Source organism: Streptomyces sp. DSM 15324 (genome assembly GCF_001514285.1).
Classification (GTDB): Bacteria; Actinomycetota; Actinomycetes; order Streptomycetales; family Streptomycetaceae; genus Streptomyces.
In genome coordinates, this window is sequence record NZ_KQ949025.1 from 584,285 (window position 1) to 607,340 (window position 23,056).

Sequence of the window (23,056 nt, forward strand, 5' to 3'; positions counted from 1 at the left end):
GGACGCCGTGACCACCGCCTCCAGCTCCGCCGCGACCTGTGCCGCCTCCGGCCGGCCGGCCGGGTCCGGGCTGAGCAGCCGCCGGACGAGCGGGTCCAGCGGGCCGGTGTCCGCCACGGCGGCACGGAGCAGGGCCCCGAGCGACCACAGGTCGGAGGCGGGACCGGCGGCGCGGCCCGCCCTGCGCTCGGGGGCGGCGAAGTCCGCGGAACCGGGGAGGGCGCCGGCGGGCGGCTCCGGGGTGGCGGCCAGGCCGAAGCCGGTGAGGACGACCCGGCCGTCGGAACCGAGCAGGACGTTCGCCGGCCTCACCTCGCGGTGGACGATGCCGACGGCGTGCGCGGCGCGCAGGGCACCGAGGACGGCGAGGCCGATGCGGGCGGCCTCGGCGGGGTCGAGGGGGCCGCGGGCGAGCGTCTCGTGCAGGGACTCGCCGCGGATCAGCTCCATCACGATCCACGGCGGTCCGTCGCCGGCCGCCTCGGGCGCGCCGTCCTCCTCCACCACGTCGAGGATGGCGACGGCGGAGGGGTGGTCGACGAGGGCCGCGGCCCGGGCCTCGTGGTGGAGGCGGTGGGCGGCCCTGCGGCGGTCCTCGTCCCCCGGGTCGCCGGGCAGCCGGGGCTGCTTGACGGCGACCTCGCGGTCGAGGAGGCCGTCGTGGGCCCGCCACACCGTGCCCGTGGCACCGGAGCCGATCCGTTCGAGCAGCCGGTAACGCCCGGCCACGACAAGGTCGTTGACGCCTATCGGGGCGCCGTCGTCACTCATGCCCCATGACTACCACGAGCACCCGCCTCCAAGCCGTCCGCCGAGGCCCACGGATGTCCGCGGACTCGTCTCCGACACCCCCGTGCCGGCTCATGGGTCCGTCCCTATCGCGCCAGGCAGGCCGGTTTCCACCGGAGAACGGCACCTACCGTGTCACGAACGTGTCGACCGCGACGTCGAAGTACTCCCGTGCCTCCCGCACCTTCCCGACGGGGGCCGACACCCACACGTCGTACAGCCGCCCGCGCTCCTCCCAGCACAGGTCGTAGGTGTGCCGGGGGCCCTCGGCCGCGCTGAAGCCGTCCCAGGTGAACTGCCAGAGGGCGGCGGGGTCCCCGTCGTGGGTGGTCTCGGTGACCGTGCCGTCGTGGTAACCCGGGTTGGTGTCGGGCCCCTTGGCGGCCGCGCGGCGCATCACGCCCAGCGGGCCGCCCGACTGCGGGGCGGAGACCTTGATGCCGAGCCGGAAGGTCTGCCCCGGGGACAGGTAGAAGACCCGCTCGCCCTGCGGCGCGCGGGTGAAGTCCTCCGGCACGGCGAGGGCGAACCCGGCGGGGTCGTCGGCGACGCGGTAGCCGGAGGGCGCGCTGGGGCGCTCGTCGGAGGCGGGGCTCGCGCCGCCCGAGGCCGACGCGGACGGGGTGCTGCCGGGGCTCGCCGAGCCGCCGGCGGCCGGACCCGTGCCCGGGCCCGTCGTGTCCCGGGACGCCGACCCGGTGGGCCCCGGGGACCCGGTGGAACCGGTATGTCCCGTGGGACGCGCGGAACTGGCGTGGCTCGTGGGCGAGTCGGCGCCGCCGTCGCGGTTCACCAGCAGCGCCGCCGCGGACACGCCCGCGCCCGCCATCGCGGCGACCAGGAGCGCGGCGATCAGCACACCCCGCGAGGAACGCTCCCGCGCGGCCGGCGACTCCGGGTCCGGCCGGGTGTGCTCGGCTCCCGGCCCGGTCCGCTCCGACGGCCGGGACTGCTCCCCCCGTGACTCCTCCGGCTGCCGGGGCTGGTCCGACCGCGCGGGCGGCCGCCGGAACCTCCCGGTCGCCCGGGAGCGGGCCGGCAGATCCTCCCGGGTGGGGGTGTACCCGGAGCCCACGGGCTCCGGCGTACGCCCGGTGTCGAGGAAGGCGCGCAGCAGCCGCTCCGCTTCCGCCGGTGCGAGCCGCCGTTCCGGATCGCGCTCCAACAACCCCCGAACGACGGGCAGCAGCGGGGCGGCCTCGGCGGGGGTGCGGATCTCGGCGAACACGACGGCGTGCAGGATGCCGCCGAGGGAGTCGCGCCGGAAGGGCGACTCGCCGCTCAGCGCGGTGCACAGCAGCGCGCCCAGCGACCACAGGTCGGACTCGGGGCCGGTGCGGGCACCGGACATCCGCTCCGGGGCGGTGTACTCGGGCGAGCCGACGAAGGAGCCGGTCTCGGTGAGCGTGGTGGCGCCCGCGACCTGCGCGATGCCGAAGTCGGTGAGGACGACCCGGTCGCTGTCGTCCTCCAGCAGGACGTTCGCCGGCTTGATGTCCCGGTGCAGCACCCCGGCCGCGTGCGCGGCGCGCACGGCGCCGAGCAGGGCGATGGCGATCCGGGCCGCCTCCTCGGGGGCCAGGGGGCCGTGCCCGGCGATCCGGTCGGCGAGCGAGCCCCCCTTGATCAACTCCATGACGATGTACGGCCGTTCGTCGTCCTCGACGACGTCGTGCACGACGATGATGTGCGGATGGCTCAACTGGGCCACCGCGCGGGCCTCGCGCAGGGTCCGGTCGCGGCGGCCGCGCGCCTCCTCGGCGGAGAGCGTGTCGTCCTGGATCAGCTCCTTGACCGCGACACGCCGTCCCAACAGCTCGTCCGTGGCACGCCACACGACGCCCATGCCGCCCCGCCCGAGCCTCGCCTCGAGCCGGTAGCGGCCCGCGATGACGCGGACGGCGTCCCCCTCGGTCCCCATGGGCCCATGATGCCCCACCGGATGTCCCCGCTCCGGGTGGCCGACCGGCCAACCCCCCGTCACGAGGCGCCGGGTTCCCGCCAGCTCTGCAGTACGGCTTTGAACTGTTTGGCGGTGGTGGCCCAGTCGTTCGCCGGGGAGGACATGTAGATCACGTACTCCGAGCCGTCCCGGGCGATGTACGTTTCCTCGACGGCCCGGCGCGGCCCGGGAAACGCCGAGTCCTTGGCCAGCGCGGTCCAGGTGTACTCCCACTCGGAGCCGTCGCGGTCGCGGTAGAGGTTCTTCTCCAGCTTGACCGTCGTGTAGTCCACCAGCCGCTCGAGCTGTGCCTGGAGGTCCTTCTGGTGGGCGTACGGGTCGTTGTAGTCGGGCGACGTGTCGAGCGCGATCCGGACGAAGTGCTTGCCGCCGTCCGGGGAGTAGTCGACCTGCTTGAGGTCGCCGTCGTCCTGGTAGACCGACCGCTTCCAGCTCTTGTCGGGCAGGGAGAGCCCGAAGCCCAGCTCGTCGTCGACCTCGGTCCAGGAGTTGGGCACGCCGCCCTGGCTGCCGGGGCTCACGTCGGCCGACGGGCTCGACGAGGCGGAGTCCTGCGGCACGGTGTCCTGGGGCGCGGTGGACGCGCCGGCGTCCTCCTGGCTCCGGCCCCAGTTCTGGAGCGCCACGGCGGTCCCCCCGCCGACCAGCGCGGCGACCACGACCACCAGCGCCAGCGTCCGCAGCCGGCGGCGCGGGGGCGCGGCGGCCGGGACGGGGCCGAGGTGGACGGGGCCCGAGTGCCCGGGGTGGGGCACGGGACCGGAGCCGGTGCCGGAGTACGGGAGGCCGCTGCCGGAGTACGGGAGGCCGGCGGCGGTCGGGCCGGTGCCGCCGGGGACGGGCGTCGACGCCTGTGCCGAACCGGGTCCCGCCGGGCTCCCGGGTCCCGTGGGCGGCCCGGCGTGCGCCCCGGAGACGTACTGCGCCCCGGAGGCGTGCTGCGCCCCCGAGTCGTACGCCGGGTAGGACGACCCCGTGCCGCTCGTCCCGCGGTCGGGTCCGCCGTACGCGTCCGGGCCCTGGGTGCGGCCGGGGCTGGTGTATCCGCCCGGTCCGCCGTACTGCGTGGGCACGAAGGCCTGCGCCGCGTCGGGGCGGCGCCCTTCGGCGGCCTCGGCGAGGAGCTGCTCGGCCGCGGAGGTGGAGGGCCGGCCGGCCGGGTCCTTGCACAGGAGGGCGGCGATGACGGGGGCGAGCGGGCCGGCGTGCTGCGGCTCGGCGGCCTCGTCCTCCACGACGGCCTGAAGGGTGCTCAGGGCCGAGGTGCGGCGGAACGGCGAGCGCCCCTCCACCGCCGTGTACAGGGTCGCGCCGAGCGCCCACAGGTCGGAGGACGGGCCCGGGTCGTTGCCACGGATGCGCTCCGGGGCGAGGTAGTCGACGGAGCCGACGACCTCTCCGGTCCGGGTGATCGTCGTGTCGCCCTCGATCTGCGCGATGCCGAAGTCGGTGAGCAGGACCCGGCCGTCGTGCGAGATGAGCACGTTGCCGGGCTTGACGTCCCGGTGCAGGACTCCGGCGGAGTGCGCGGCGCGCAGGGCGCGCAGCACCCACAGACCGATGCGGGCCGCCTCGGCCGGCTCGATCCGGCCGTCCTCCTTGACGGCGTCGGCCAGCGAACGGCCCTCGACCAGCTCCATCACGATCCACGGCCGGCCGTCGTGTTCGAGCACGTCGTGCACGGTGACGACGGCGGAGTGGTTGATCCGCGCCGCGGCGCGCGCCTCCGCCCGGGTGCGCGCGAGCAGGACCGGCCGGTCGCTCTCGGTGACGTAGAGGGCGGCGGTCAGCTCCTTGATCGCGACGGCACGGTGCAACAGCTCGTCGTGCGCCCGCCACACCCGACCCATGCCACCGCTGCCGATGGTGTCGGCGAGCCGGTAGCGGCCCGCGAGGAGCAGGCCCTGCATCTGATTCACGTTGCCCCGCAATGCTCTTGACAGGCTCAGCGTAAAGACCGGGATGCCTCCGGGGAACCAGGGGGGTGCCAAGGAGACAGCACTGTGACGGTTGTCGCTTCCGTGACGATCCGGGAACCGGCCGGACCGCGGCCGCCCGCACCCGCCCGACGGCCGAACGGACTTGCTCAGCCGGTGTACCGGTACGTGGCCGCCGCCTGCTCGTAGAGCCGGGTGACCTCGTCCCGTTCGGCCTCGGGCCCGCGCACCTGGACGACGTGGTAGCGGCCGTCGATGAGGATCGCGAGGTTGCGGACGTAGAGCTCGCGGCCGCCGTCGGACCAGGTGAACTGCCCTTCCGCCATGGTGCGGGTGCCCACGGTCGTGGTCCGCAGCCCGGAGGCGGTCGCCCAACTGGAGTCGCGGTACGGCTGGAGCTCGCTCTCCTTCTCCCGCTGATAGACCATCGGGTCGCCGCCGTTGGCGGAGGCGCTGTCCCGCCCCGGTACGACGATCAGCTCGAAGTCGCCGTGGGAGTACACGATCTGGCCGCGCCCGTTCTTGCCGGTGCGGCTCCAGCCGTCGGCGACGGCGATCCGGAAACCGGCGGTGTCCTCGCGGAGGGTGAAGCCGTCGGCGGCGTCCGTGTCGGAGCCGGTCTGGGTCTCGGTGGCCTCCGCGCTGCTCCCGCCGCCGGGCGAGGTCTGGTCGGGCCGCGGCTCGCTGCTCGCGTCGGGGGCCCGACCGGCGGGTGCGCTCGCGGAAGCGGTGGCCCCGGTGTTCTGGGTGCCTCCGGTCGCGGTCGCGCCGTCCTCGCCGGCCTTGGGCATGAACAGGACGGCGTAGGCGACGGCCCCGGCCAGCAGCAGCAGGATCAGCACCAGCAGGGTGCGGCCGAGGCTGCGCGGGGAGCGGCCCGGGTCCTGCCGGGCCCGCTTGTGGCGGCCGTGCGGGGCGGGCAGCCCGGCGCGTCGTCTGCGCACCAGCTCGCCCTTGCGGCGCACGATCGGCAGCCGGCGCGGGTCGGTGGGTGGCGTGGCGACGACGTACGTGCCCGCCTCCGGCTCGGGCGCGGAGCGCACCAGCGAGCGAAGCCAGCCGCGCAGTTCCTCGAAGTCGAGGCGCTCGGTGGGGTCCTGACGCAGCAGCGACTCCACGACCGGCCTGAGCGGTCCGCACTCCTCGGCGAAGGCGGGCGGCTCGGCGCACACCATCTGCACCAGCTCCGCGGTCGACTCCTCCGGGTAGGGCGCGTGTCCCTGTACGGCCCGGAAGAGCAGCGCGCCGAGCGCCCACAGGTCGGTGGCGGGGCCGATCGGCGCGGCGAGCTGCCAGTTCTCGTGCACCGGTCCGGCCTGTTCGGGTGCCCAGCGCTCGGTGACGGGTCCGACGACCGCCATCCGGGCCTGCCGGGCGCGCTCGGCGGCGAGCGCGGTCGCGGGGCCCCGGCGCACGCCGTGGCCGGGCGCGCCGGTGGCCACGGGATCGCCCCAACGCGCCCCGGAGCGCCCGTCACCGGCCACTGTGCCGGGCTGGGCCGGGACGGGGACGGGGACGGGCGGCTGCCCGGCGGTCGCCGGGACGGACGGATACCCGCCGGCGGCGGGGGCGGGCGCCGGGCCCGGTGCGGTGTGCGGTGCGGGGGCGCCTCGTACGCCGTAGGGGTCGGCGATCTGTCCGGGCGGGCCGGAGGGGGCTCCGGTGGTACCGCTCAGGGCGTGCGGGGTGCCGGTGGCACCGCCGGGGAGCGCGGTGTTCGTGCCGGATGCGCCGTACGGGGAGGCGGTCACGGGGCCGTGGTCGTCCTCGGCGGGGGTGCGGGCCCCTGGCAGGGCGGTGCGGCCGCTCTGCTGGGACTCCTGGACGCGGGCGGCGGCGCGGGCGCCCGCGCGGTAGGCGGCGATCGCCCCGGCGCGCGCGGCGCGGATGTCCCCGCCGGTCTCCAGGGGCGCCCGTCGGGCGACCTCGCCCGACGCCCCGGCGCCGGTCGCCGGCTCACCCGCCGGCCCGGGCAGCCCACCGGCCGCCCGCGCCTCGATGGCGGCCCGCCGCGCGGCCTCGGGGTCCTCGGCCCCGGCGCCACCCACGGACCCGCCGCCCGAAGCCCCGAGTGCGCCAGCGGCGGGTGCACCCGGGGGCGCCCCGGCGAATCCACCGGCGGTCCCACCGGAGGCCCCTCCGCCGAAACCACCGGCGGTCCCACCGGAGGCCCCTCCGCCGAAACCACCCGAAGTGCCTCCGGCGAAAGCACCCGAAGTCCCACCGGCGCTCCCTGGCGCACGGCCCGGCACACGGCCCGTGCCCGCGGGCCCGCCGGGCTCCCCGGCAGCGCCCGGTGCCGCGGGGTGCGGGGTCGTGGCGGGGGACGCCTGGAGGGCCGCGCCGGTCCCCGGTTCCTCCTGCGGCACCGGGTCGTAGCCGCACAGCGCCTCTTCCGCCGCGCCGACGGCGAGGCCGGTCAGCATGACCCGTCCGTCGTCGCAGACGAGGACGGTGCGGGCGGTGATGTTGCGGTGCACCCAGCCGTGCGCGTGCAGCACCCGCAGGGCCGTGAGCACGTCGGAGGCGACCTCGGCGGCCCGGTACGGGGTCAGCGGCTGCTCGGCGAGGAGCGCGGCGAGCGGCCGGGCGGCCACCAGCTCACTCACTATCCACAGCGAACCGCCGTCGGCGAACACGTCGAAGACCTGGTCGAGCCGGGGGTGGTCGGGGATGCCCGCGGCCGCCTGCGCGGCCTCCACGGCACGCCGTACGACCGGATCGGCGGGCTGCCGGGTGCTCGCGCCCGCGCGTGCGCCGGGGCGGCGCCCGGCGCCGCCCGGGTGCTCACGCGCCGTGAACCCCTCGGGCAGCCCCCCGGCGTCGAGCACCTCGGCCTCGACGACCTCGGGCAACGGGACCTGACGAACCAGGACTTCCTGGCCGCTGAAGGTGTCGAAGGCCCGGGTCTCCGTGAGTTCGTACTCGTCGGAGGGGGGCAGCGGCAGGCGGTAGCGGTCGGCGAGAACCCGTCCCGCGTAGTCGTCCACATGGCCTCCCCCGGCCGCCCCGGTCGGTCACATCCGTTCACCGTACGACCCGTTGCAGCCGTATCCGGCCACGGAGCTGGATGCACACGGTCCGCAGCCCTTCACGATACGTGCCGGAGGCAACTCTCCGAGAGGGGATGCCCGATCCGGACCGCTACTTCTTGGGCGTGAAGGTGTCCGTGAGGGTCTGCCAGGTGCTCGTGCGCAGCTCGGTGGACCATGTGGCGGCCTTCGCCGTGTACATCAGCGCGTAGCCCTGGCTGTCGCTGACGACGAACCCGCGGTCGACCACCCGGTATGCCGTGCCGCTCTCCGCATACGTGAACTCCCAGTCGGCCGTGTTCCAGCCGCGGTAGTCGACGGCCTGTATGCGGATCTTGCGGTACTGCGAGCGCGTCATGTAGCGCTCCTGGCTCTTCCAGTCGGCGACCGGGTCGTCCTTGGGCGTGGTCGTCCAGGCGACCAGCAGCCGCTGTCCGTCGGGGCCGGTGAACCGGTCGCCTGCGGAGCTCGACGTCTGGAACTTCCAGCCGGCGGGCAGCCCGATGGAGTAGCGGGTCCCCTCGTGCGTCGTCGCCGCCCGGCTGTCGTCGGTGGCGGACACGTCGGAGCCGGAGCCGCCGGCGGCCGTGGTGTTGCCGGGCGTCGAGCCGGAGGCGGCCGAGCCGGACCGGGAGGGGGACCCGTCCGTGCGGCTGCCGTCGCTGTCGTCCCCCTTGGTCTCGGCGCTCGCGGCGGCGCCACCGGTCGCCACGGTGCTGCCGCCGCTCTTCCCGGAGCCGCTCGCGCTGTCGTCGTCACCGCCGCCGAGGGTGAGGGCCAGCACGGTGCCGAGCACCGCGAGCACCACCACCACGGCGATGATCACCAGCGTGCGCTTCGGCACCACGTCGGTCAGCGGCGCCTTGGGTACGGGGCGCGGCGGCAGGTCCGGCGGGGTCATCACGGGCCAGCCCGAACTCCGGCCGCCCGCAGCCCCGTTCGTCCCGGTCCTCCCGGCGGAGCCGGAGGCGCCGGTGGGCGGCACGGCGGGCGTCACCGCGGTGGGTGCGGAGCCGGCCGTCGCGGAGGCGGCGGCCGGGGCCGTGGCCGTCCTGGCGGTGGGCGCGGTGGCGGTCGCGGCGCCGGTGTGCCGGGGCTGGTCCGCGCCCACGGAAGGGGACACCGTGGTGGCGGACGCGGTGGGGGCCTCCCCGGCACCCGAAGCGGCCGTGGTCCCGGCGGACTTGACGCGGGAGGCGGCCGCGGTGGAGGCCGCTCCCGCGGCGACGGCGGCCTTCTTGCGGACGGAGCGCAGCGCGCCGCGCAGCTTCTCGCCCGCCTCCCCGGCCGAACTCGCCCTGTTCTCGGGGGCGTCCGGCTGGACCGGGATCGGCACGAGCCTGGTGGCCTCGGCGGCCGCGGTCTCCTTGGGGTCGGGCGCGTGGATCACGTCGTTGAGCATCGCCCGCGCACCGGCGTCGTCGAGCCGCCGCTGGGGGTCCTTGGTGAGCAGCCCGTAGATGACGTCCCTGAGGGGACCGGCGTTCTTCGGCTCCTCCAGGGGCTCGGTCATCACCGCGGTGAGGGTCGCGATGGCGGAGCCCTTGTCGTACGGCGGGGTGCCCTCGACCGAGGCGTAGAGCAGACCGCCGAGCGACCACAGGTCGGCGGCGGGGCCGGGCTTGTGGCCGCGGGCGCGCTCCGGGGAGATGTAGGAGGGGGCGCCGACGAGCATGCCGGTGGAGGTGATGGACGGGTCGCCCTCGACCTGGGCGATGCCGAAGTCGGTGAGCACGACCCGGCCGTCCTCGGCGATCAGCACGTTGGACGGCTTCACGTCGCGGTGGAGGATGCCCTCGCGGTGCGCCGAGCGCAGCACGTCGAGGATCGCGAGGCCGACCTCGGCGGCGCGCCTCGGTTCCAGCACGCCGTCCTCACGGATGACCTCGGCGAGCGACTTGCCCTCGACGAGTTCCATCACGATCCACGGCCGGTCGTCCTCCTCGACGACGTCGAAGACCGTCACCGCGCTGTTGTTGCGGATCCGGGCGATGGCCTTGGCCTCGCGCAGGGTCCGGGTGATCAGCCGGCGCTTCTCGTCCTCGTCGATGTTCCCCGGGAACCGCAGCTCCTTGACGGCGACCGTCCGGCCGAGGGTCTCGTCCTCGGCGCGCCACACCGTCCCCATGCCGCCGCGGCCGAGTACGCCTCCCAGCCGGTACCGACCGGCGAGGAGACGTGCGCTCTTGTCCTGACGGGATGCTCCCGCCCGCTCCGCCTCCGACATGCGTCCCCTCATGCAACCCGCCCTGAAAGAGCCTCCATTGTCCCTCACCCGACAAGTGCCCGACGCCCAGGGGGCCCCTCGCGCCCCCGGGGGTGGGGAGCATTCCGGCCAGAAGGTGCGGCGCAGTCCGGCCAACGCCCAGGTGACACCGGGGCGCAAGGCCTGCTTGCGGCGTGAACAGGCCTTGTGTCGAGCGGAGTTCGACGGTCAGAGCGGCACGATGTCCGGTGCCCCGAGCCGGGCCGCGTCCGCCGTCTGGTCGTCGGGCTGGAGCTGCGACTCGCGCTCCGCCTCCACCCGCTTCTCGTAGTGCTCGACCTCGCGCTCGATCTGGTCCTTGTCCCAGCCGAGCACGGGCGCCATCAACTCGGCCGCCTCGCGGGCGCTGCGCGTGCCGCGGTCGAAGGTCTCGATGGAGATGCGGGTGCGCCGGGTCAGGACGTCGTCCAGGTGCCGGGCCCCCTCGTGCGAGGCGGCGTAGACGATCTCGGCGCGCAGATAGTCGTCGGCGGCCTGGAGCGGCTCGCCGAGGGAGGGGTCGGAGGCGATGAGGTCGAGCACCTCCTCGGCCGTCGCCCCGTAGCGGTTGAGGAGGTGCTCCACCCGCACCACGTGCAGCCCGCTGCGGGCGGCGATGCGCGCTCGCGCGTTCCACAGGGCCCGGTAGCCCTCGGCGCCGAGCAGCGGCACGTCCTCGGTGACGCAGTCGGCGACCCGCATGTCGAGCCCGTGCACGGCCTCGTCGACGGCGTCCTTGGCCATCACCCGGTACGTCGTGTACTTGCCGCCGGCCACGACGACCAGTCCGGGCGCGGGGTGGGCGACGGTGTGTTCGCGCGACAGCTTGCTGGTGGCGTCCGACTCGCCGGCCAGCAGCGGCCTGAGGCCGGCGTAGACGCCCTCGACGTCGTCGCGGGTCAGCGGCACCCTGAGGACGGAGTTGACGTGCTCCAGCAGGTAGTCGATGTCCGCGGTGGAGGCGGCGGGGTGGGCCTTGTCGAGGTCCCAGTCGGTGTCGGTGGTGCCGACGATCCAGTGCCGGCCCCAGGGGATGACGAACAGCACGGACTTCTCGGTGCGCAGGATGAGGCCGGTGGAGGAGCTGATGCGGTCCCGGGGCACGACGAGGTGGATGCCCTTGGAGGCGCGGACGTGGAACTGGCCGCGCTCGCCGACCATCGCCTGGGTGTCGTCGGTCCACACCCCGGTGGCGTTGACGACCTGCCGGGCGCGGATCTCGTACTCACCCTCACCGCCGCCCTCCACGTCCGTCACCCGGGCGCCGACGACCCGTTCGCCCTCGCGCACGAAGGCCGTCACCCGGGCCCGGTTGGCGGCCTTCGCCCCGTAGGAGACCGCGGTGCGCACCAGGGTGGCGACGAAGCGGGCATCGTCCATCTGGGCGTCGTAGTACTGAAGGGCGCCGACCAGCGCGTCCTTGCGCAGGGCGGGGGCGACGCGCAGGGCGTGACGGCGGCTCAGATGGCGGTGCATGGGCAGGCCCCGGCCGTGGCCGCGGGCCATGGACATCGCGTCGTAGAGCGCGACGCCCGAGCCGGCGTACCACCGCTCCCAGCCCTTGTGCTGGAGCGGATAGAGGAACGGGACGGGCTTGACCAGGTGCGGTGCGAGCCGCTCCAGCAGCAGTCCGCGTTCCTTCAGGGCCTCGCGGACGAGGGCGAAGTCGAGCATCTCCAGATAGCGCAGTCCGCCATGGATCAGTTTGCTGGACCTGCTGGACGTGCCCGACGCCCAGTCACGCGCTTCGACGAGGCCCGTGGACAGGCCCCGGGTCACGGCGTCGAGGGCGGTACCCGCGCCGACCACTCCGCCTCCCACGACCAGCACGTCCAGCTCACGCTCGGCCATGCCCGCCAGTGACTCGGCTCGCTGTGCCGGCCCCAGTGTCGCTGTCCTCACCGCTGCCTCCCGCTGTCCGTCGCGCCGGCCGCACCTTCAGGGCGAGGCCCGCTCGGTGTCCCCCTGCGTGTCCCCCTGCCCAAAATTCTGACCGTCTTGCCCGACTTCAGCCACCACTCACCCCCAGCCTGTGGACAACTCTCACGGAACACAGTCGATCAATCCCGCATAACGGTCATATTTACTCCTAGTCTGACATTGCGCTCGCCCATCCTGTCCACAGGGCTTGCGCACCTGTCCCGCTTCGGTTACTGGGAAGGACGGCCCACGCCATGCCCGCAGATCTCGCCGTCATCGGACTCGGCCCGCTCGGCCTGCCCCTGGCCCAGGCCGCGGTGGCCGCCGGCATCGCCACCCTCGGCTACCGGACCGGACCCGAGACGGGCCCCCTCAGCGCCGCCGAGCTGCGCCGGATGCTCTCGGGGGGCTTCCGGACCGCCACCGACCCGGCCGGGCTGAGCCGGGTGCGCACGGCCGTCATCTGCGCGCCCACCCCGCGCGACGCGGCCGGCGGCCTCGACCTGGGGCAGGTGGAGGCCGCCGCCCGCGCCCTCGGCGCCCGGTTGCGCCCGCACACCACCGTCATCCTGGAGTCACCGGTCCACCCGGGGACGACGGAGGACTTCCTGCGCCCACTCCTCGAAGAGACGTCCGGCCTGCGCGCGGGCCGCGACTTCCACCTCGCCTACTCCCCCAGCCGGGTCGACCCGGGCAGCCGCGCCTTCACCCCCGCGAACACCCCGAAGGTCATCGGCGGCCTCACCCCCGCCTGCACCGAGTCCGCCGCGGCCTTCTACGGCCGCCTCACGGACAAGGTGGTACGCGCGCGTGGCGTCCGGGAGGCCGAGACGGTCCACCTCCTGGAGACCAACTTCCGGCACGTCAACATGGCCCTCGTCAACGAGATGGCCGTCCTCTGCCACGACCTCGGCGTCGATCTGTGGGACGTCGTCCGCTGCGCCGAGACCAAGCCCTTCGGCTTCCAGGCCTTCCGCCCCGGCCCCGGCGTCGGCGGCCACGCGGTCCCGCTGGACCGCGCGGGCCTCCCGGGCAGCCCCCTGCGCATGGTCGAACTGGCCCAGCAGGTCAACAGCCGGATGCCGCGGTACGTCGTCCAGCGCGCCGCCGCCCTGCTCAACGAGCACGGGAAGTCGGCCCGGGGCGCCCGCGTCCTCCTCCTCGGCGTCACCTACAAGCCCGACCTCGCCGACCTGACCGGCACCCCCGCCCACGAGATCGCCATCCGCCTGATGGAACTCGGCGCCGCCGTCAGCTACCACGACCCGCACGTCCCCGCCTGGAGCGTCCTGGACCGCCCGGTCCCCCGCGCCGACTCCTTCTACGAGTCCGCCGCCGACGCCGACCTCACGATCCTCCTCCAGCACCACCGCACGTACGACCTCCAGGGCCTCTCGGTGAAGGCCCAGCTGCTGCTGGACACACGGGGAGCCACGCCCACGGGGGCGGCGCACCGGTTGTGAAGGGGGCGCGTGGGGGGCCGGTGGACTCCCGGGATGGTGGCATGCGGGGTCCGGCGCCAGTACGGTAGGAGCAGGTGGAGCCCACCGCAGTGGCCACTGCGTCAGGCTCCTGGATGGATCACGGAGTGTCCGCCCCTAGTTGGTGTGGGGGCGGCCGCTCACCATCCGAAAAGGATGGAGCCCACCGCAGCAGGCACTGCGGCAGGCTCCTGGATGGATCACGGAGTGTCCGCCCCTAGTGTGTGTGGGGGCGGCCGCTCACCATCCGAAAAGGGTGGAGCCCACCGCAGTGGTCCCTGCGGCAGGCTCCAGGATGGATCACGGAGTGTCCGCCCCTAGAGTGTTTGGGGGCGGCCGCTCACCATCCGAAAAGGCGCAAGATCCACCTCCTCTTGAACTGGACCATCCGAAGACGGATCCGGTCCCAGCGGGTGGGCTTGCGGTGGCGTCCCACGGGCGCCCCCTTCCACGATGCCGCCCAGTGACCCGGTGGGACGGTCCGTCGGAACTCGGGCCGGGCCCCGAGGGCCGGGGTCCGGAACGATGTCCTTGGAAGGGGGCAACCCCACACAACTGGGGCGCCGAGACGGACGCTATCGCCTGCGACCCCCTGACCAGCCCAGATCCACCCTGAACGCAACCACGCGCCCCCTCCCCATCCCACACGCCCTCATGTCCCCGGGCATGCGAAAGGGGCCGGTCGCCCGTTGTGGGTGACCGGCCCCTTCGGGGCGCCGGGTGTCAGCGGCGGTGCTGCGAGTCCGCCACCGTCACCTCGACGCGCTGGAACTCCTTCAGCTCGCTGTAGCCGGTGGTGGCCATCGCGCGGCGCAGGGCGCCGAAGAGGTTCATCGAGCCGTCGGGGGTGTGCGACGGGCCCGTGAGGACCTCCTCGATCGTGCCGACCGTGCCGAGGTCGACCTTCTTGCCGCGCGGCAGCTCGTCGTTGACGGCCTCCATGCCCCAGTGGTGACCCTTGCCCGGCGCGTCGGTCGCACGGGCCAGCGGGGAGCCCATCATCACCGAGTCGGCACCGCAGGCGATCGCCTTGGGCAGGTCGCCGGACCAGCCGACCCCGCCGTCCGCGATGACGTGCACGTACCGGCCGCCGGACTCGTCCATGTAGTCGCGCCGGGCGGCCGCGACATCGGCCACCGCGGTCGCCATCGGGACCTGGATGCCCAGGACGTTACGGGTGGTGTGCGCGGCGCCGCCGCCGAAGCCGACCAGGACGCCCGCCGCGCCGGTGCGCATCAGGTGCAGGGCCGCCGTGTAGGTGGCGCAGCCGCCGACGATCACCGGGACGTCGAGTTCGTAGATGAACTGCTTCAGGTTCAGCGGCTCGTGCGAACCGGAGACGTGCTCCGCCGAGACCGTCGTACCGCGGATGACGAAGATGTCCACGCCCGCGTCGACGACGGCCTTGGAGAACTGGGCCGTGCGCTGCGGGGAGAGCGCGGCCGCCGTGACCACACCGGAGTCGCGCACCTCCTTGATGCGCGCGCCGATCAGCTCCTCCTTGATGGGGGCGGAGTAGATCTCCTGGAGGCGCCGGGTCGCCGTGTCCGCGTCGAGGTCGACGATCTCGTCGAGGAGCGGCTGCGGGTCCTCGTACCGGGTCCACAGGCCTTCGAGGTTGAGGACACCGAGGCCGCCGAGCTCGCCGATGCGGATCGCGGTGGCCGGGGAGACGACCGAGTCCATGGGGGCGGCCAGGAAGGGCAGCTCGAAGCGGTAGGCGTCGATCTGCCAGGCGATCGAGACCTCCTTCGGGTCCCGCGTACGGCGGCTGGGGACGACGGCGATGTCGTCGAAGGCGTACGCCCGGCGGCCGCGCTTGCCGCGCCCGATCTCGATCTCAGTCACGTCTGTGGCCTTTCCCTGATGCGTTCAGCGTCTTCCAGTATCGCCGACGGGCACGACAAGGGCGGCCCCGGTGCGCCCGGGACCGCCCTGGAAGGCCTGCCGCCTACTTGCGGCTGTAGTTCGGCGCCTCGACCGTCATCTGGATGTCGTGCGGGTGCGACTCCTTCAGCCCCGCCGACGTGATCCGCACGAAGCGGCCCTTCGTCTCCATCTCCTCGATGGTGGCGGCGCCGACGTAGCCCATGGTCTGGCGCAGACCGCCGACGAGCTGGTGCAGCACGTTGGCGAGCGGACCGCGGTAGGGCACCTGGCCCTCGATGCCCTCGGGCACGAGCTTGTCGTCGGAGGCGACCTCGGCCTGGAAGTAGCGGTCCTTGGAGTACGACCGGCCCTGGCCGCGGGACTGCATGGCGCCCAGCGAGCCCATGCCGCGGTACGACTTGAACTGCTTGCCGTTGATGAACAGCAGCTCGCCCGGGGACTCCTCGCAGCCGGCGAGGAGGCTGCCCAGCATCACCGTGTCGGCGCCGGCGGCGAGCGCCTTGCCGATGTCGCCGGAGTACTGCAGACCGCCGTCGCCGATCAGCGGGACACCGGCGGGACGGGCCGCGAGGGAGGCCTCGTAGATCGCGGTGACCTGCGGGACGCCGATACCGGCCACCACGCGCGTGGTGCAGATCGAACCGGGGCCGATGCCCACCTTGATGCCGTCGACACCGGCGTCGATGAGGGCCTGCGCGCCGTCGCGGGTGGCGACGTTGCCGCCGATCACGTCGACGTTCACGCTGGACTTGATCTTCGCCATCCAGCTGAGGGCGTTGCTGTTGTGACCGTGCGAGGTGTCGACGACCAGGAAGTCCACGCCGGCCCCGGCCAGGGCCTGGGCCCGCTCCAGCGCCTCGGGGCTGGCGCCGACGGCGGCACCGACGATCAGCCGGCCCTCGGAGTCCTTCGCCGCGTTCGGGTACTTCTCGGCCTTGACGAAGTCCTTGACCGTGATCAGACCCTTGAGAAGGCCCTGGTCGTCGACGAGCGGAAGCTTCTCGATCTTGTGCTTGCGCAGCAGGTCCATGGCCTCGACACCCGTGATGCCGACCTTGCCCGTGACCAGCGGCATCGGCGTCATGACCTCGCGGACCTCACGAGTGCGGTCGCTCTCGAAGGCCATGTCGCGGTTGGTCACGATGCCGAGCAGCCGGCCCGCCGGGTCGGTGACCGGGACACCGCTGATGCGGAACTTGGCGCAGAGCGCGTCCGCCTCGGCGAGCGTGGCCTCCGGGTGGACGGTGATCGGGTCGGTGACCATGCCGGACTCGGACCGCTTGACCAGGTCGACCTGGTTGACCTGGTCCTCGACGGACAGGTTGCGGTGGAGGACGCCGACGCCGCCGAGGCGGGCCATCGCGATCGCCATGCGGGACTCGGTCACCTTGTCCATGGCCGCGGACAGCAGCGGGATGTTGACCCGGACGTTGCGGGAGATTCGGGACGAGGTGTCGACCGCGTTGGGGAGCACCTCGGACGCTCCCGGCAGCAGCAGCACGTCGTCGTAGGTCAGCCCCAGGGTCGCGAATTTGGCGGGCACTCCGTCGACGTTGGCAGTCATGACACCTTCCCCAAATGGCCTTGATCGGTGCGGATGTCCATGCTAACGGGAAGTGAACCTCCCGAATTCCACGGTGGGACGCCGCTCCGGGCTTCGTATGTTCGTACGGAAATCCCGGCGCGCCCGTTCATACGGCGCCGACTATGCGTGTTTTCTACTGTTCGGCGAGAGCCCGCAGCCGGCTCAGCGCCCGGTGCTGGGCCACCCGGACCGCTCCGGGTGACATTCCCAACATCTGACCGGTCTCCTCGGCGGTGAGGCCCACCGCGATCCGCAGCAGGAGCAGCTCCCGCTGGTTCTCGGGCAGGTTGGCCAGGAGTTTCTTGGCCCATTCGGCGTCGCTGCTGAGCAGGGCGCGCTCCTCCGGGCCGAGGGAGTCGTCGGGGCGTTCCGGCATCTCGTCGGAGGGGACCGCGGTGGAGCCGGGGTGCCGCATGGCGGCCCGCTGCAGGTCGGCGACCTTGTGCGAGGCGATCGCGAACACGAACGCCTCGAAGGGCCTGCCGGTGTCGCGGTAGCGGGGCAGGGCGAGCAGGACCGCGACGCAGACCTCCTGGGCGAGGTCCTCGACGAAGTGGCGCGCGTCGCCGGGGAGCCGGGAGAGCCGGGTGCGGCAGTACCGCAGGGCGAGGGGGTGGACGTGGGCGAGAAGGTCGTGCGTGGCCTGCTCGTCGCCGTCGACGGCGCGATGCACGAGCGAACCGATCGTCCCCACGGCAGTGACCGCCTCGTCGTCGCGCATCGGTCCATGGTGCACCGCGGCCGACGGGTCCGCGGCACCGTGCTCGTCGTTGTGCACCGAAGCGTTATGAGCAGGTGCGCCGGAACTCATCCCCTGCGCCCTCCCCTTCCGCTCGACCGACTCGTCCCCGAGAGACTCCACATCTCAAGGATGCGGCATCGGCGGCGAAACGAGCAGCGGGCACCCGGCGGAGCCCGGCGCGAGCCTCGCCCGCCGCCCCGGAGACGGGTGTCCCGACCCCGTCTGAACAGGGAGGTTCCCTCATGCCTCCCCTCCTTCCGACCGACCGGACACCGACCGCACACCACCCGCCGGGACGACGACATCCACCGAACGGCCCACCGGCTGGTTCGGGGCGGGTGCCCGGTTTCGGTGCGGGCGACCCCGACTTCCCGGCGACGCGCTGCCGGCACGGCAGCGGCAGCGACCGATGGGTTTCGGTGAAGGAGCGAGGGGCGGGGAAACGCCGGGGTGCCCCCGCGCGGACGACGACACGGCCGAAGGGCAGCCGCGCGCGGGAGGGCGCCGGCCCCGCGGGCAAGCGCGACCCGCCCGCGGCCGCGCACACGGGGCCCGTAAGGCGGGACACCGCACCGGCCCGCACCACGGAAACCCGAGACGGCCCGCACCACAGAGCACCGGACCAACCCGCCCCCAGTGCGTGACCGCCGGACGGCGCTAGCGGACCAGTCCCCACCGGAAGCCCAGGGCCACCGCGTGGGCGCGGTCCGAGGCGCCGAGTTTCTTGAACAGGCGCCGGGCGTGGGTCTTGACGGTGTCCTCGGAGAGGAACAGCTCGCGGCCGATCTCCGCGTTGGAGCGGCCGTGGCTCATGCCTTCGAGGACCTGGATCTCGCGCGCGGTGAGCGTGGGCGCCGCGCCCATCTCGGCGGAGCGCAGCCGGCGCGGGGCCAGCCGCCAGGTCGGGTCGGCGAGCGCCTGGGTGACGGTCGCCCGCAGCTCCGCGCGGGAGGCGTCCTTGTGCAGATAGCCGCGGGCCCCGGCGGCGACCGCGAGGGCCACGCCGTCCAGGTCCTCGGCGACGGTGAGCATGATGATGCGCGCACCGGGGTCGGCGGACAGCAGCCGCCGTACGGTCTCGACGCCGCCCAGTCCGGGCATGCGCACGTCCATCAGGATGAGGTCCGAGCGGTCGGCGCCCCAGCGGCGGAGGACTTCCTCGCCGTTGGCCGCCGTCGTCACGCGCTCGACGCCGGGCACGGTCGCGACCGCGCGGCGGAGCGCCTCTCGGGCAAGCGGGGAGTCGTCGCAGACGAGGACGGAAGTCATGGCCGCCCTCCGCAGCTGATGCGCGTCACCTTGTGCCTCCAGGCTGGTGGGAAATCGTCACCTGTGCGGTCGACCGTCTCGGACGCCTGCCCGAGCGTTTGTGTTTTCAACCGCCTCGCACTCTCAACGATGGTCACTCGAAAGAGTTACGGGGCCGCGTGCAGACTTCGGCACTCTACGTGAGGGCGTGGACACGGTGGAGGGTGCCGCGCTGACCCTCAAGCTTTCATCACAACCCATGCCCCATTCAGCCCTATTTCTTCCCTTTAGCTGGTGTCTGAGGCTAGATTCGCAATGAGTCATATTTTCATCTCCTTAGATCGTAGTTGTACGGTCGTGGGCACCGTATCCGCTCAGAACGGCTACAAGGGGTCACGCAATGGCAGATTTCTCCCGCCTTCCCGGACCGAACGCGGACCTGTGGGACTGGCAGCTCCTGGCTGCCTGCCGCGGGGTGGACAGTTCGCTCTTCTTCCATCCGGAGGGTGAGCGCGGGGCGGCTCGGAGCGCTCGAGAGAACTCGGCCAAGGAGGTCTGCATGAGGTGCCCGGTCCGAGCGCAGTGCGCCGCGCACGCGCTCGCCGTACGTGAGCCGTACGGCGTGTGGGGCGGGTTGACCGAGGACGAGCGCGAGGAGCTGATGGGCCGGGCGCGCAACCGCCTGGTGTCAGCGTCGACGGGCGCGAGGGACGCGTCGTCGGACACATGAGAGAACGCACGTGAAGGAACTCTGAAGGAACGTTTCTGCAAGGCCGACGCCGGACGGCGGGCACGCGCGCGTGCCCGCCGTTCCTACATGCCCCGAGTCGCCTGAGTCTCCTGAGTCGCCCGAGACGCGCGCGGGGCCCGAGTGGACCGGGCCGCCCCTTCCAGCCGCTCCAGCGTCGCCGCGACCGCCGGCACCTGGGCCAGGTCGGGCAGGGTGAGCGCGACGATCTCCCGCCGCACGGCCGGTTCGAGGGTGACCGCGCGCGCTCCCCGGGGCCGTACGGACTCGATCGCGAGCTGGGGCAGGACGGCCACCCCGAGACCTGCGCCGACCAGCCCGACCACCGCCGGGTAGTCGTCGGTCGCGAAGTCGATACGGGGGGTGAAGCCCGCCCGCTCGCACACCTCCACCAGCTGGCCCCGGCAGCGCGGGCACCCCGCGATCCACGGCTCGGCGGCGAGTTCACCGATGGCGACGGCCGGTGTGTGCGCCAGCCGGTGCCCCTCCGGTACGAGGGCGACGAGGCGGTCCGTCAGCAGCGGCCGTACGACGAGGTCGTCCCATTCCTCGGCCGCCCCCTCGGCCGGACCCGCGCCCGGCACGCGCGCGTAGCGGAACGCGAGGGCGATGTCGCAGTCGCCGGCCCGCAGCGCGTCGACCGACTCGGGCGGTTCGGCCTCCTCCAGGGAGACCCGGGTGCCGGGGTGATCGGCGCGCAGGGCGGCCAGGGCGGTGGGGACCAGCGTGGAACTGCCGCTGGGGAAGGAGACCAGCCGGACCCGGCCGGCGCGCAGCCCCGCGATCGCGGCGACCTCCTCCTCGGCGGCGGTGAGGCCGGAGAGGATCCCGGCCGCGTGCCGCACGAGGGCCTCGCCCGCCTGGGTCAGGCGCATCTCCCGGCCGCTGCGGATCAGCAGGGGGGTGCCCACGGAGGCTTCCAGCGCCTTCATCTGCTGACTGACGGCCGGCTGGGTGCAGCCCAGCTCGCGGCCGGCCGCTGAGAAGGAACCGGTGGCGGCGACGGCGCGCAGGACGCGGAGATGGCGGGCCTCGATCATCTTTCGAGCATAAGGGAATCTTGGGCGATGAGGCGAAAAATGAGTAGACCCTTTGAGGTCCGGTGACCTACGGTGGCGGCCATGAGGCTGCTCTCCGTCAACGTGGGCCGGGCACGCGCCGTCCCTTACACCGATCACCCGCAGAAGCTGACGGGCATCGACAAGCGTCCGGTCGAGGGACCGGTGCGGATCTCGGCACCGGGACCCAAGGGCGTCGCCGGGAGCGGACTGGCCGGGGACGACGTCTGCTCCCTGAACCACCACGGCGGGAACGACCAGGCGGTGTACGCGGTCGCGCGCGAGGACCTCGACGACTGGGAGCCCGAGCTGGGGCGGGCGCTGCGGGCCGGCGCGTTCGGCGAGAACCTCACCACCCATGGCCTCGACGTCTCCGGGGCGCGGATCGGCGAACGCTGGCGGATCGGCCCGGACGTGGTGCTGGAGGTGACCTCCGGGCGGATCCCCTGCCGTACCTTCCAGGGCCACCTGGGCGAGGAGAAGTGGGTCAGACGGTTCACGGAGAGGGCGGCGACCGGCGCGTATCTGCGGGTGATCGAACCGGGCGAGGTCCGCGCGGGGGACGCGATCGAGATCGTGCACGTCCCGGAGCACGAGGTGACGGCCCGGATGCAGTTCCAGGCCGTCACCACCCGTCGCGATCTACTGCCCCGGCTGCTCGCGGCGGGCGAGGCGCTGCATCCCGAGGCGCTGGAGCAGGCGCGGAAGTACGTGGCGAAGTACGGCGTCTGAGCGGCGGTCACGACGGGGGCGCGCACCGGTCCCTCACGTTCGGACAGACCGTGTCCGCGGAACGGACCCGCACAGTCCGGGTCACTACGCTGCTGCCATGACAACGGCTCTCATCACGGGTTCGACCGCGGGCATCGGCGCCGCGTTCGCCCGCAGACTGGCGGCGGACGGGCATGATCTCGTCCTCGTCGCCCGGGACACCAAGCGGCTGCGCGAGCAGGCGACCGAGTTGCACGACCGGCACGGCGTCGAGGCGCAGGTGCTGGTCGCCGATCTCGCCGCCGACGCGGGCATCGAGACGGTGGCTTCGCGGCTCGGCGACCGCAAGAACCCCGTCGACCTGTTGATCAACAACGCGGGCTTCGGCAACAAGGGCCGCTATCTCGACGTACCGATGGCCGACGAGCTGAAGATGCTCAAGGTGCACTGCGAGGCCGTGCTGCGGCTGACGTCGGCGGCGGTGACCTCGATGCGCGAGCGCGGGCGCGGCGGTGTGGTGAACGTGGCCTCGGTGGCGGCGTTCCTGCCGCGCGGGACGTACGGGGCGTCGAAGGCGTGGGTCGTGCAGTTCACGCAGGGTGCGGCGAAGGATCTGGCGGGCAGCGGCGTCCGGCTGATGGCGCTCTGTCCGGGTCTCGTGCGCACGGAGTTCCACGAGCGGGCCGGGATGGGCACGGACAACGTCCCGGGCTGGATGTGGCTGGACGCGGACAAGCTGGTCGCGGCCGCGCTGGACGATCTGGCGCGCGGGAAGTCGCTGTCGATCCCCGACCCGCGCTACAAGACGCTGATGGGTCTGGTGAAGGTGACGCCGCGTGCCCTGCTGGGCGGGATCAGCTCCCGGACCGGGCGGAAGTACGGGCCTCAGTGACCGGAGTCCCCGTACGCAGGTGACGTCGGCGCTCCGGTGGGAAAATGGGCTTGTCAGAAGACCGGACCCAGGGGGACCGGAGGCGGCGTCATGACATTCGTACAGCTCATCGACTGCAGGACCAGTCGGTTCGACGAGATGGACCGGCTGATGGACACATGGGTCGAGCAGACCAGGGGGAAGCGGACGGCGACGCACGCGGTGGTGGGCAAGGACCGCTCGGACGCGTCGCACTTCATCGAGATCGTGGAGTTCCCCTCGTACGAGGAGGCGATGCGGAACTCGAATCTACCGGAGACCGACAAGATCTTCCGCGAGCTGGTGGCCCTGTGCGACGAGATGCCGACGTTCACGGATCTGGACGTCGTACGGGACGAGAAGCTGTACGCGCAGACCGCGCGCCGGATGTTCGAGACGATCGCCACGCGGGGTGAACTGCCTCCGCTGGACGGTCTGATCGCCCAGGACTACCACGACCACGACCCGGCGAACGAGCAGGACACCATGGGGATGGACGCGATGCGGCGCGAGGTCTCCATGTGGCGCGAGGGCTTCGACTTCGCCTTCGAGATCGAGGACCAGATCGCGCAGGACGACCGGGTGTGCAACCGTTGGACCTGGCGCGGCACCCACAAGGGCGACTTCATGGGCCTCGCGGCCACCGGCAAGCAGGTCACCATGACCGGGATGACCGTCTTCCGCTTCGACGCGGACGGAAGGATCGCCGAGGCCTGGTGGCAGTACGACCGGCTGGGACTGATGGCCCAACTGGGCGCCCTGGACGAACTGGGGGGCTGATCCCGGCCCCCACCCGA

General features: G+C 73.2%; 15 protein-coding genes and 1 pseudogene. 5 read left to right on the forward strand and 11 right to left on the reverse strand.

Annotation, left to right across the window (positions count from 1 at the left end; genetic code table 11):
• Window positions 1-9 precede the first annotated feature (9 nt).
• The 6 genes and pseudogenes from AQJ58_RS12920 to AQJ58_RS12945 form a co-directional block, all read right to left on the reverse strand.
• Window positions 10-771 (reverse strand): annotated as a pseudogene (locus AQJ58_RS12920) (serine/threonine-protein kinase); the annotation flags it as partial.
• A 145-nt stretch (window positions 772-916) separates the two neighbouring features.
• Entirely contained in the window at window positions 917-2,710 is a 1,794-nt protein-coding gene (locus AQJ58_RS12925) for a serine/threonine-protein kinase (protein ID WP_067249062.1), read from the reverse strand.
• Between the two features lie 59 nt (window positions 2,711-2,769).
• The gene (locus AQJ58_RS12930; RefSeq protein ID WP_067249064.1) at window positions 2,770-4,662 is read right to left on the reverse strand and encodes a serine/threonine-protein kinase; all 1,893 of its coding nucleotides are present in this window, start codon (window positions 4,660-4,662) and stop codon (window positions 2,770-2,772) included.
• Between the two features lie 176 nt (window positions 4,663-4,838).
• A complete protein-coding gene (locus AQJ58_RS12935) occupies window positions 4,839-7,679 on the reverse strand; it encodes a protein kinase (RefSeq protein WP_067249068.1) in 2,841 nt (946 codons plus the stop codon).
• Between the two features lie 154 nt (window positions 7,680-7,833).
• Window positions 7,834-9,948 carry a serine/threonine-protein kinase gene (locus tag AQJ58_RS12940; protein ID WP_067249070.1) on the reverse strand — a complete coding sequence of 705 codons (2,115 nt, stop codon included), beginning with the start codon at window positions 9,946-9,948 and terminating at the stop codon, window positions 7,834-7,836.
• A 207-nt stretch (window positions 9,949-10,155) separates the two neighbouring features.
• Window positions 10,156-11,868 (reverse strand): glycerol-3-phosphate dehydrogenase/oxidase, encoded by a 1,713-nt coding sequence (locus AQJ58_RS12945; protein ID WP_107122030.1) that lies wholly within the window; start codon window positions 11,866-11,868, stop codon window positions 10,156-10,158.
• 272 nt (window positions 11,869-12,140) lie between these two features.
• Between AQJ58_RS12945 and AQJ58_RS12950 the strand changes: the two genes are divergently transcribed.
• A complete protein-coding gene (locus AQJ58_RS12950; protein WP_067249078.1) occupies window positions 12,141-13,349 on the forward strand; it encodes a nucleotide sugar dehydrogenase in 1,209 nt (402 codons plus the stop codon).
• A 741-nt stretch (window positions 13,350-14,090) separates the two neighbouring features.
• Here the strand turns inward: AQJ58_RS12950 and AQJ58_RS12955 are convergent.
• The 4 genes from AQJ58_RS12955 to AQJ58_RS12970 form a co-directional block, all read right to left on the reverse strand.
• Entirely contained in the window at window positions 14,091-15,215 is a 1,125-nt protein-coding gene (locus tag AQJ58_RS12955) for a GuaB3 family IMP dehydrogenase-related protein (RefSeq protein WP_067249083.1), read from the reverse strand.
• Window positions 15,216-15,318: 103 nt separating this feature from the next.
• Entirely contained in the window at window positions 15,319-16,821 is a 1,503-nt protein-coding gene (gene guaB, locus AQJ58_RS12960; RefSeq protein WP_067249086.1) for an IMP dehydrogenase, read from the reverse strand.
• Window positions 16,822-16,975: 154 nt separating this feature from the next.
• Complete coding sequence (locus AQJ58_RS12965; protein WP_067249722.1) at window positions 16,976-17,563, reverse strand: sigma-70 family RNA polymerase sigma factor; 588 nt, start codon at window positions 17,561-17,563, stop codon at window positions 16,976-16,978.
• Between the two features lie 678 nt (window positions 17,564-18,241).
• Window positions 18,242-18,853, reverse strand: a complete 612-nt coding sequence (locus AQJ58_RS12970) for a response regulator transcription factor (protein WP_003948568.1) — start codon at window positions 18,851-18,853, stop codon at window positions 18,242-18,244.
• Between the two features lie 379 nt (window positions 18,854-19,232).
• Here AQJ58_RS12970 and AQJ58_RS12975 point away from each other — a divergent pair, with 379 nt between their 5' ends.
• Window positions 19,233-19,562: a WhiB family transcriptional regulator gene (locus AQJ58_RS12975; RefSeq protein ID WP_055638477.1), complete on the forward strand. Its 330-nt coding sequence runs from the start codon at window positions 19,233-19,235 to the stop codon at window positions 19,560-19,562.
• Window positions 19,563-19,645: 83 nt separating this feature from the next.
• Here AQJ58_RS12975 and AQJ58_RS12980 read toward each other — a convergent pair whose 3' ends face one another.
• Window positions 19,646-20,620, reverse strand: coding sequence for a LysR family transcriptional regulator (locus tag AQJ58_RS12980; protein WP_067249087.1), 975 nt, complete (start codon window positions 20,618-20,620; stop codon window positions 19,646-19,648).
• Window positions 20,621-20,701: 81 nt separating this feature from the next.
• Here AQJ58_RS12980 and AQJ58_RS12985 point away from each other — a divergent pair, with 81 nt between their 5' ends.
• The 3 genes from AQJ58_RS12985 to AQJ58_RS12995 all read left to right on the forward strand — a co-directional run bounded on the left by AQJ58_RS12985 (window position 20,702) and on the right by AQJ58_RS12995 (window position 23,039).
• Complete coding sequence (locus tag AQJ58_RS12985) at window positions 20,702-21,370, forward strand: MOSC domain-containing protein (protein WP_067249090.1); 669 nt, start codon at window positions 20,702-20,704, stop codon at window positions 21,368-21,370.
• A 97-nt stretch (window positions 21,371-21,467) separates the two neighbouring features.
• Complete coding sequence (locus AQJ58_RS12990; protein ID WP_067249093.1) at window positions 21,468-22,241, forward strand: SDR family NAD(P)-dependent oxidoreductase; 774 nt, start codon at window positions 21,468-21,470, stop codon at window positions 22,239-22,241.
• 90 nt (window positions 22,242-22,331) lie between these two features.
• Window positions 22,332-23,039, forward strand: a complete 708-nt coding sequence (locus tag AQJ58_RS12995) for an ester cyclase (protein ID WP_067249095.1) — start codon at window positions 22,332-22,334, stop codon at window positions 23,037-23,039.
• The last annotated feature ends 17 nt before the right edge of the window (window positions 23,040-23,056 follow it).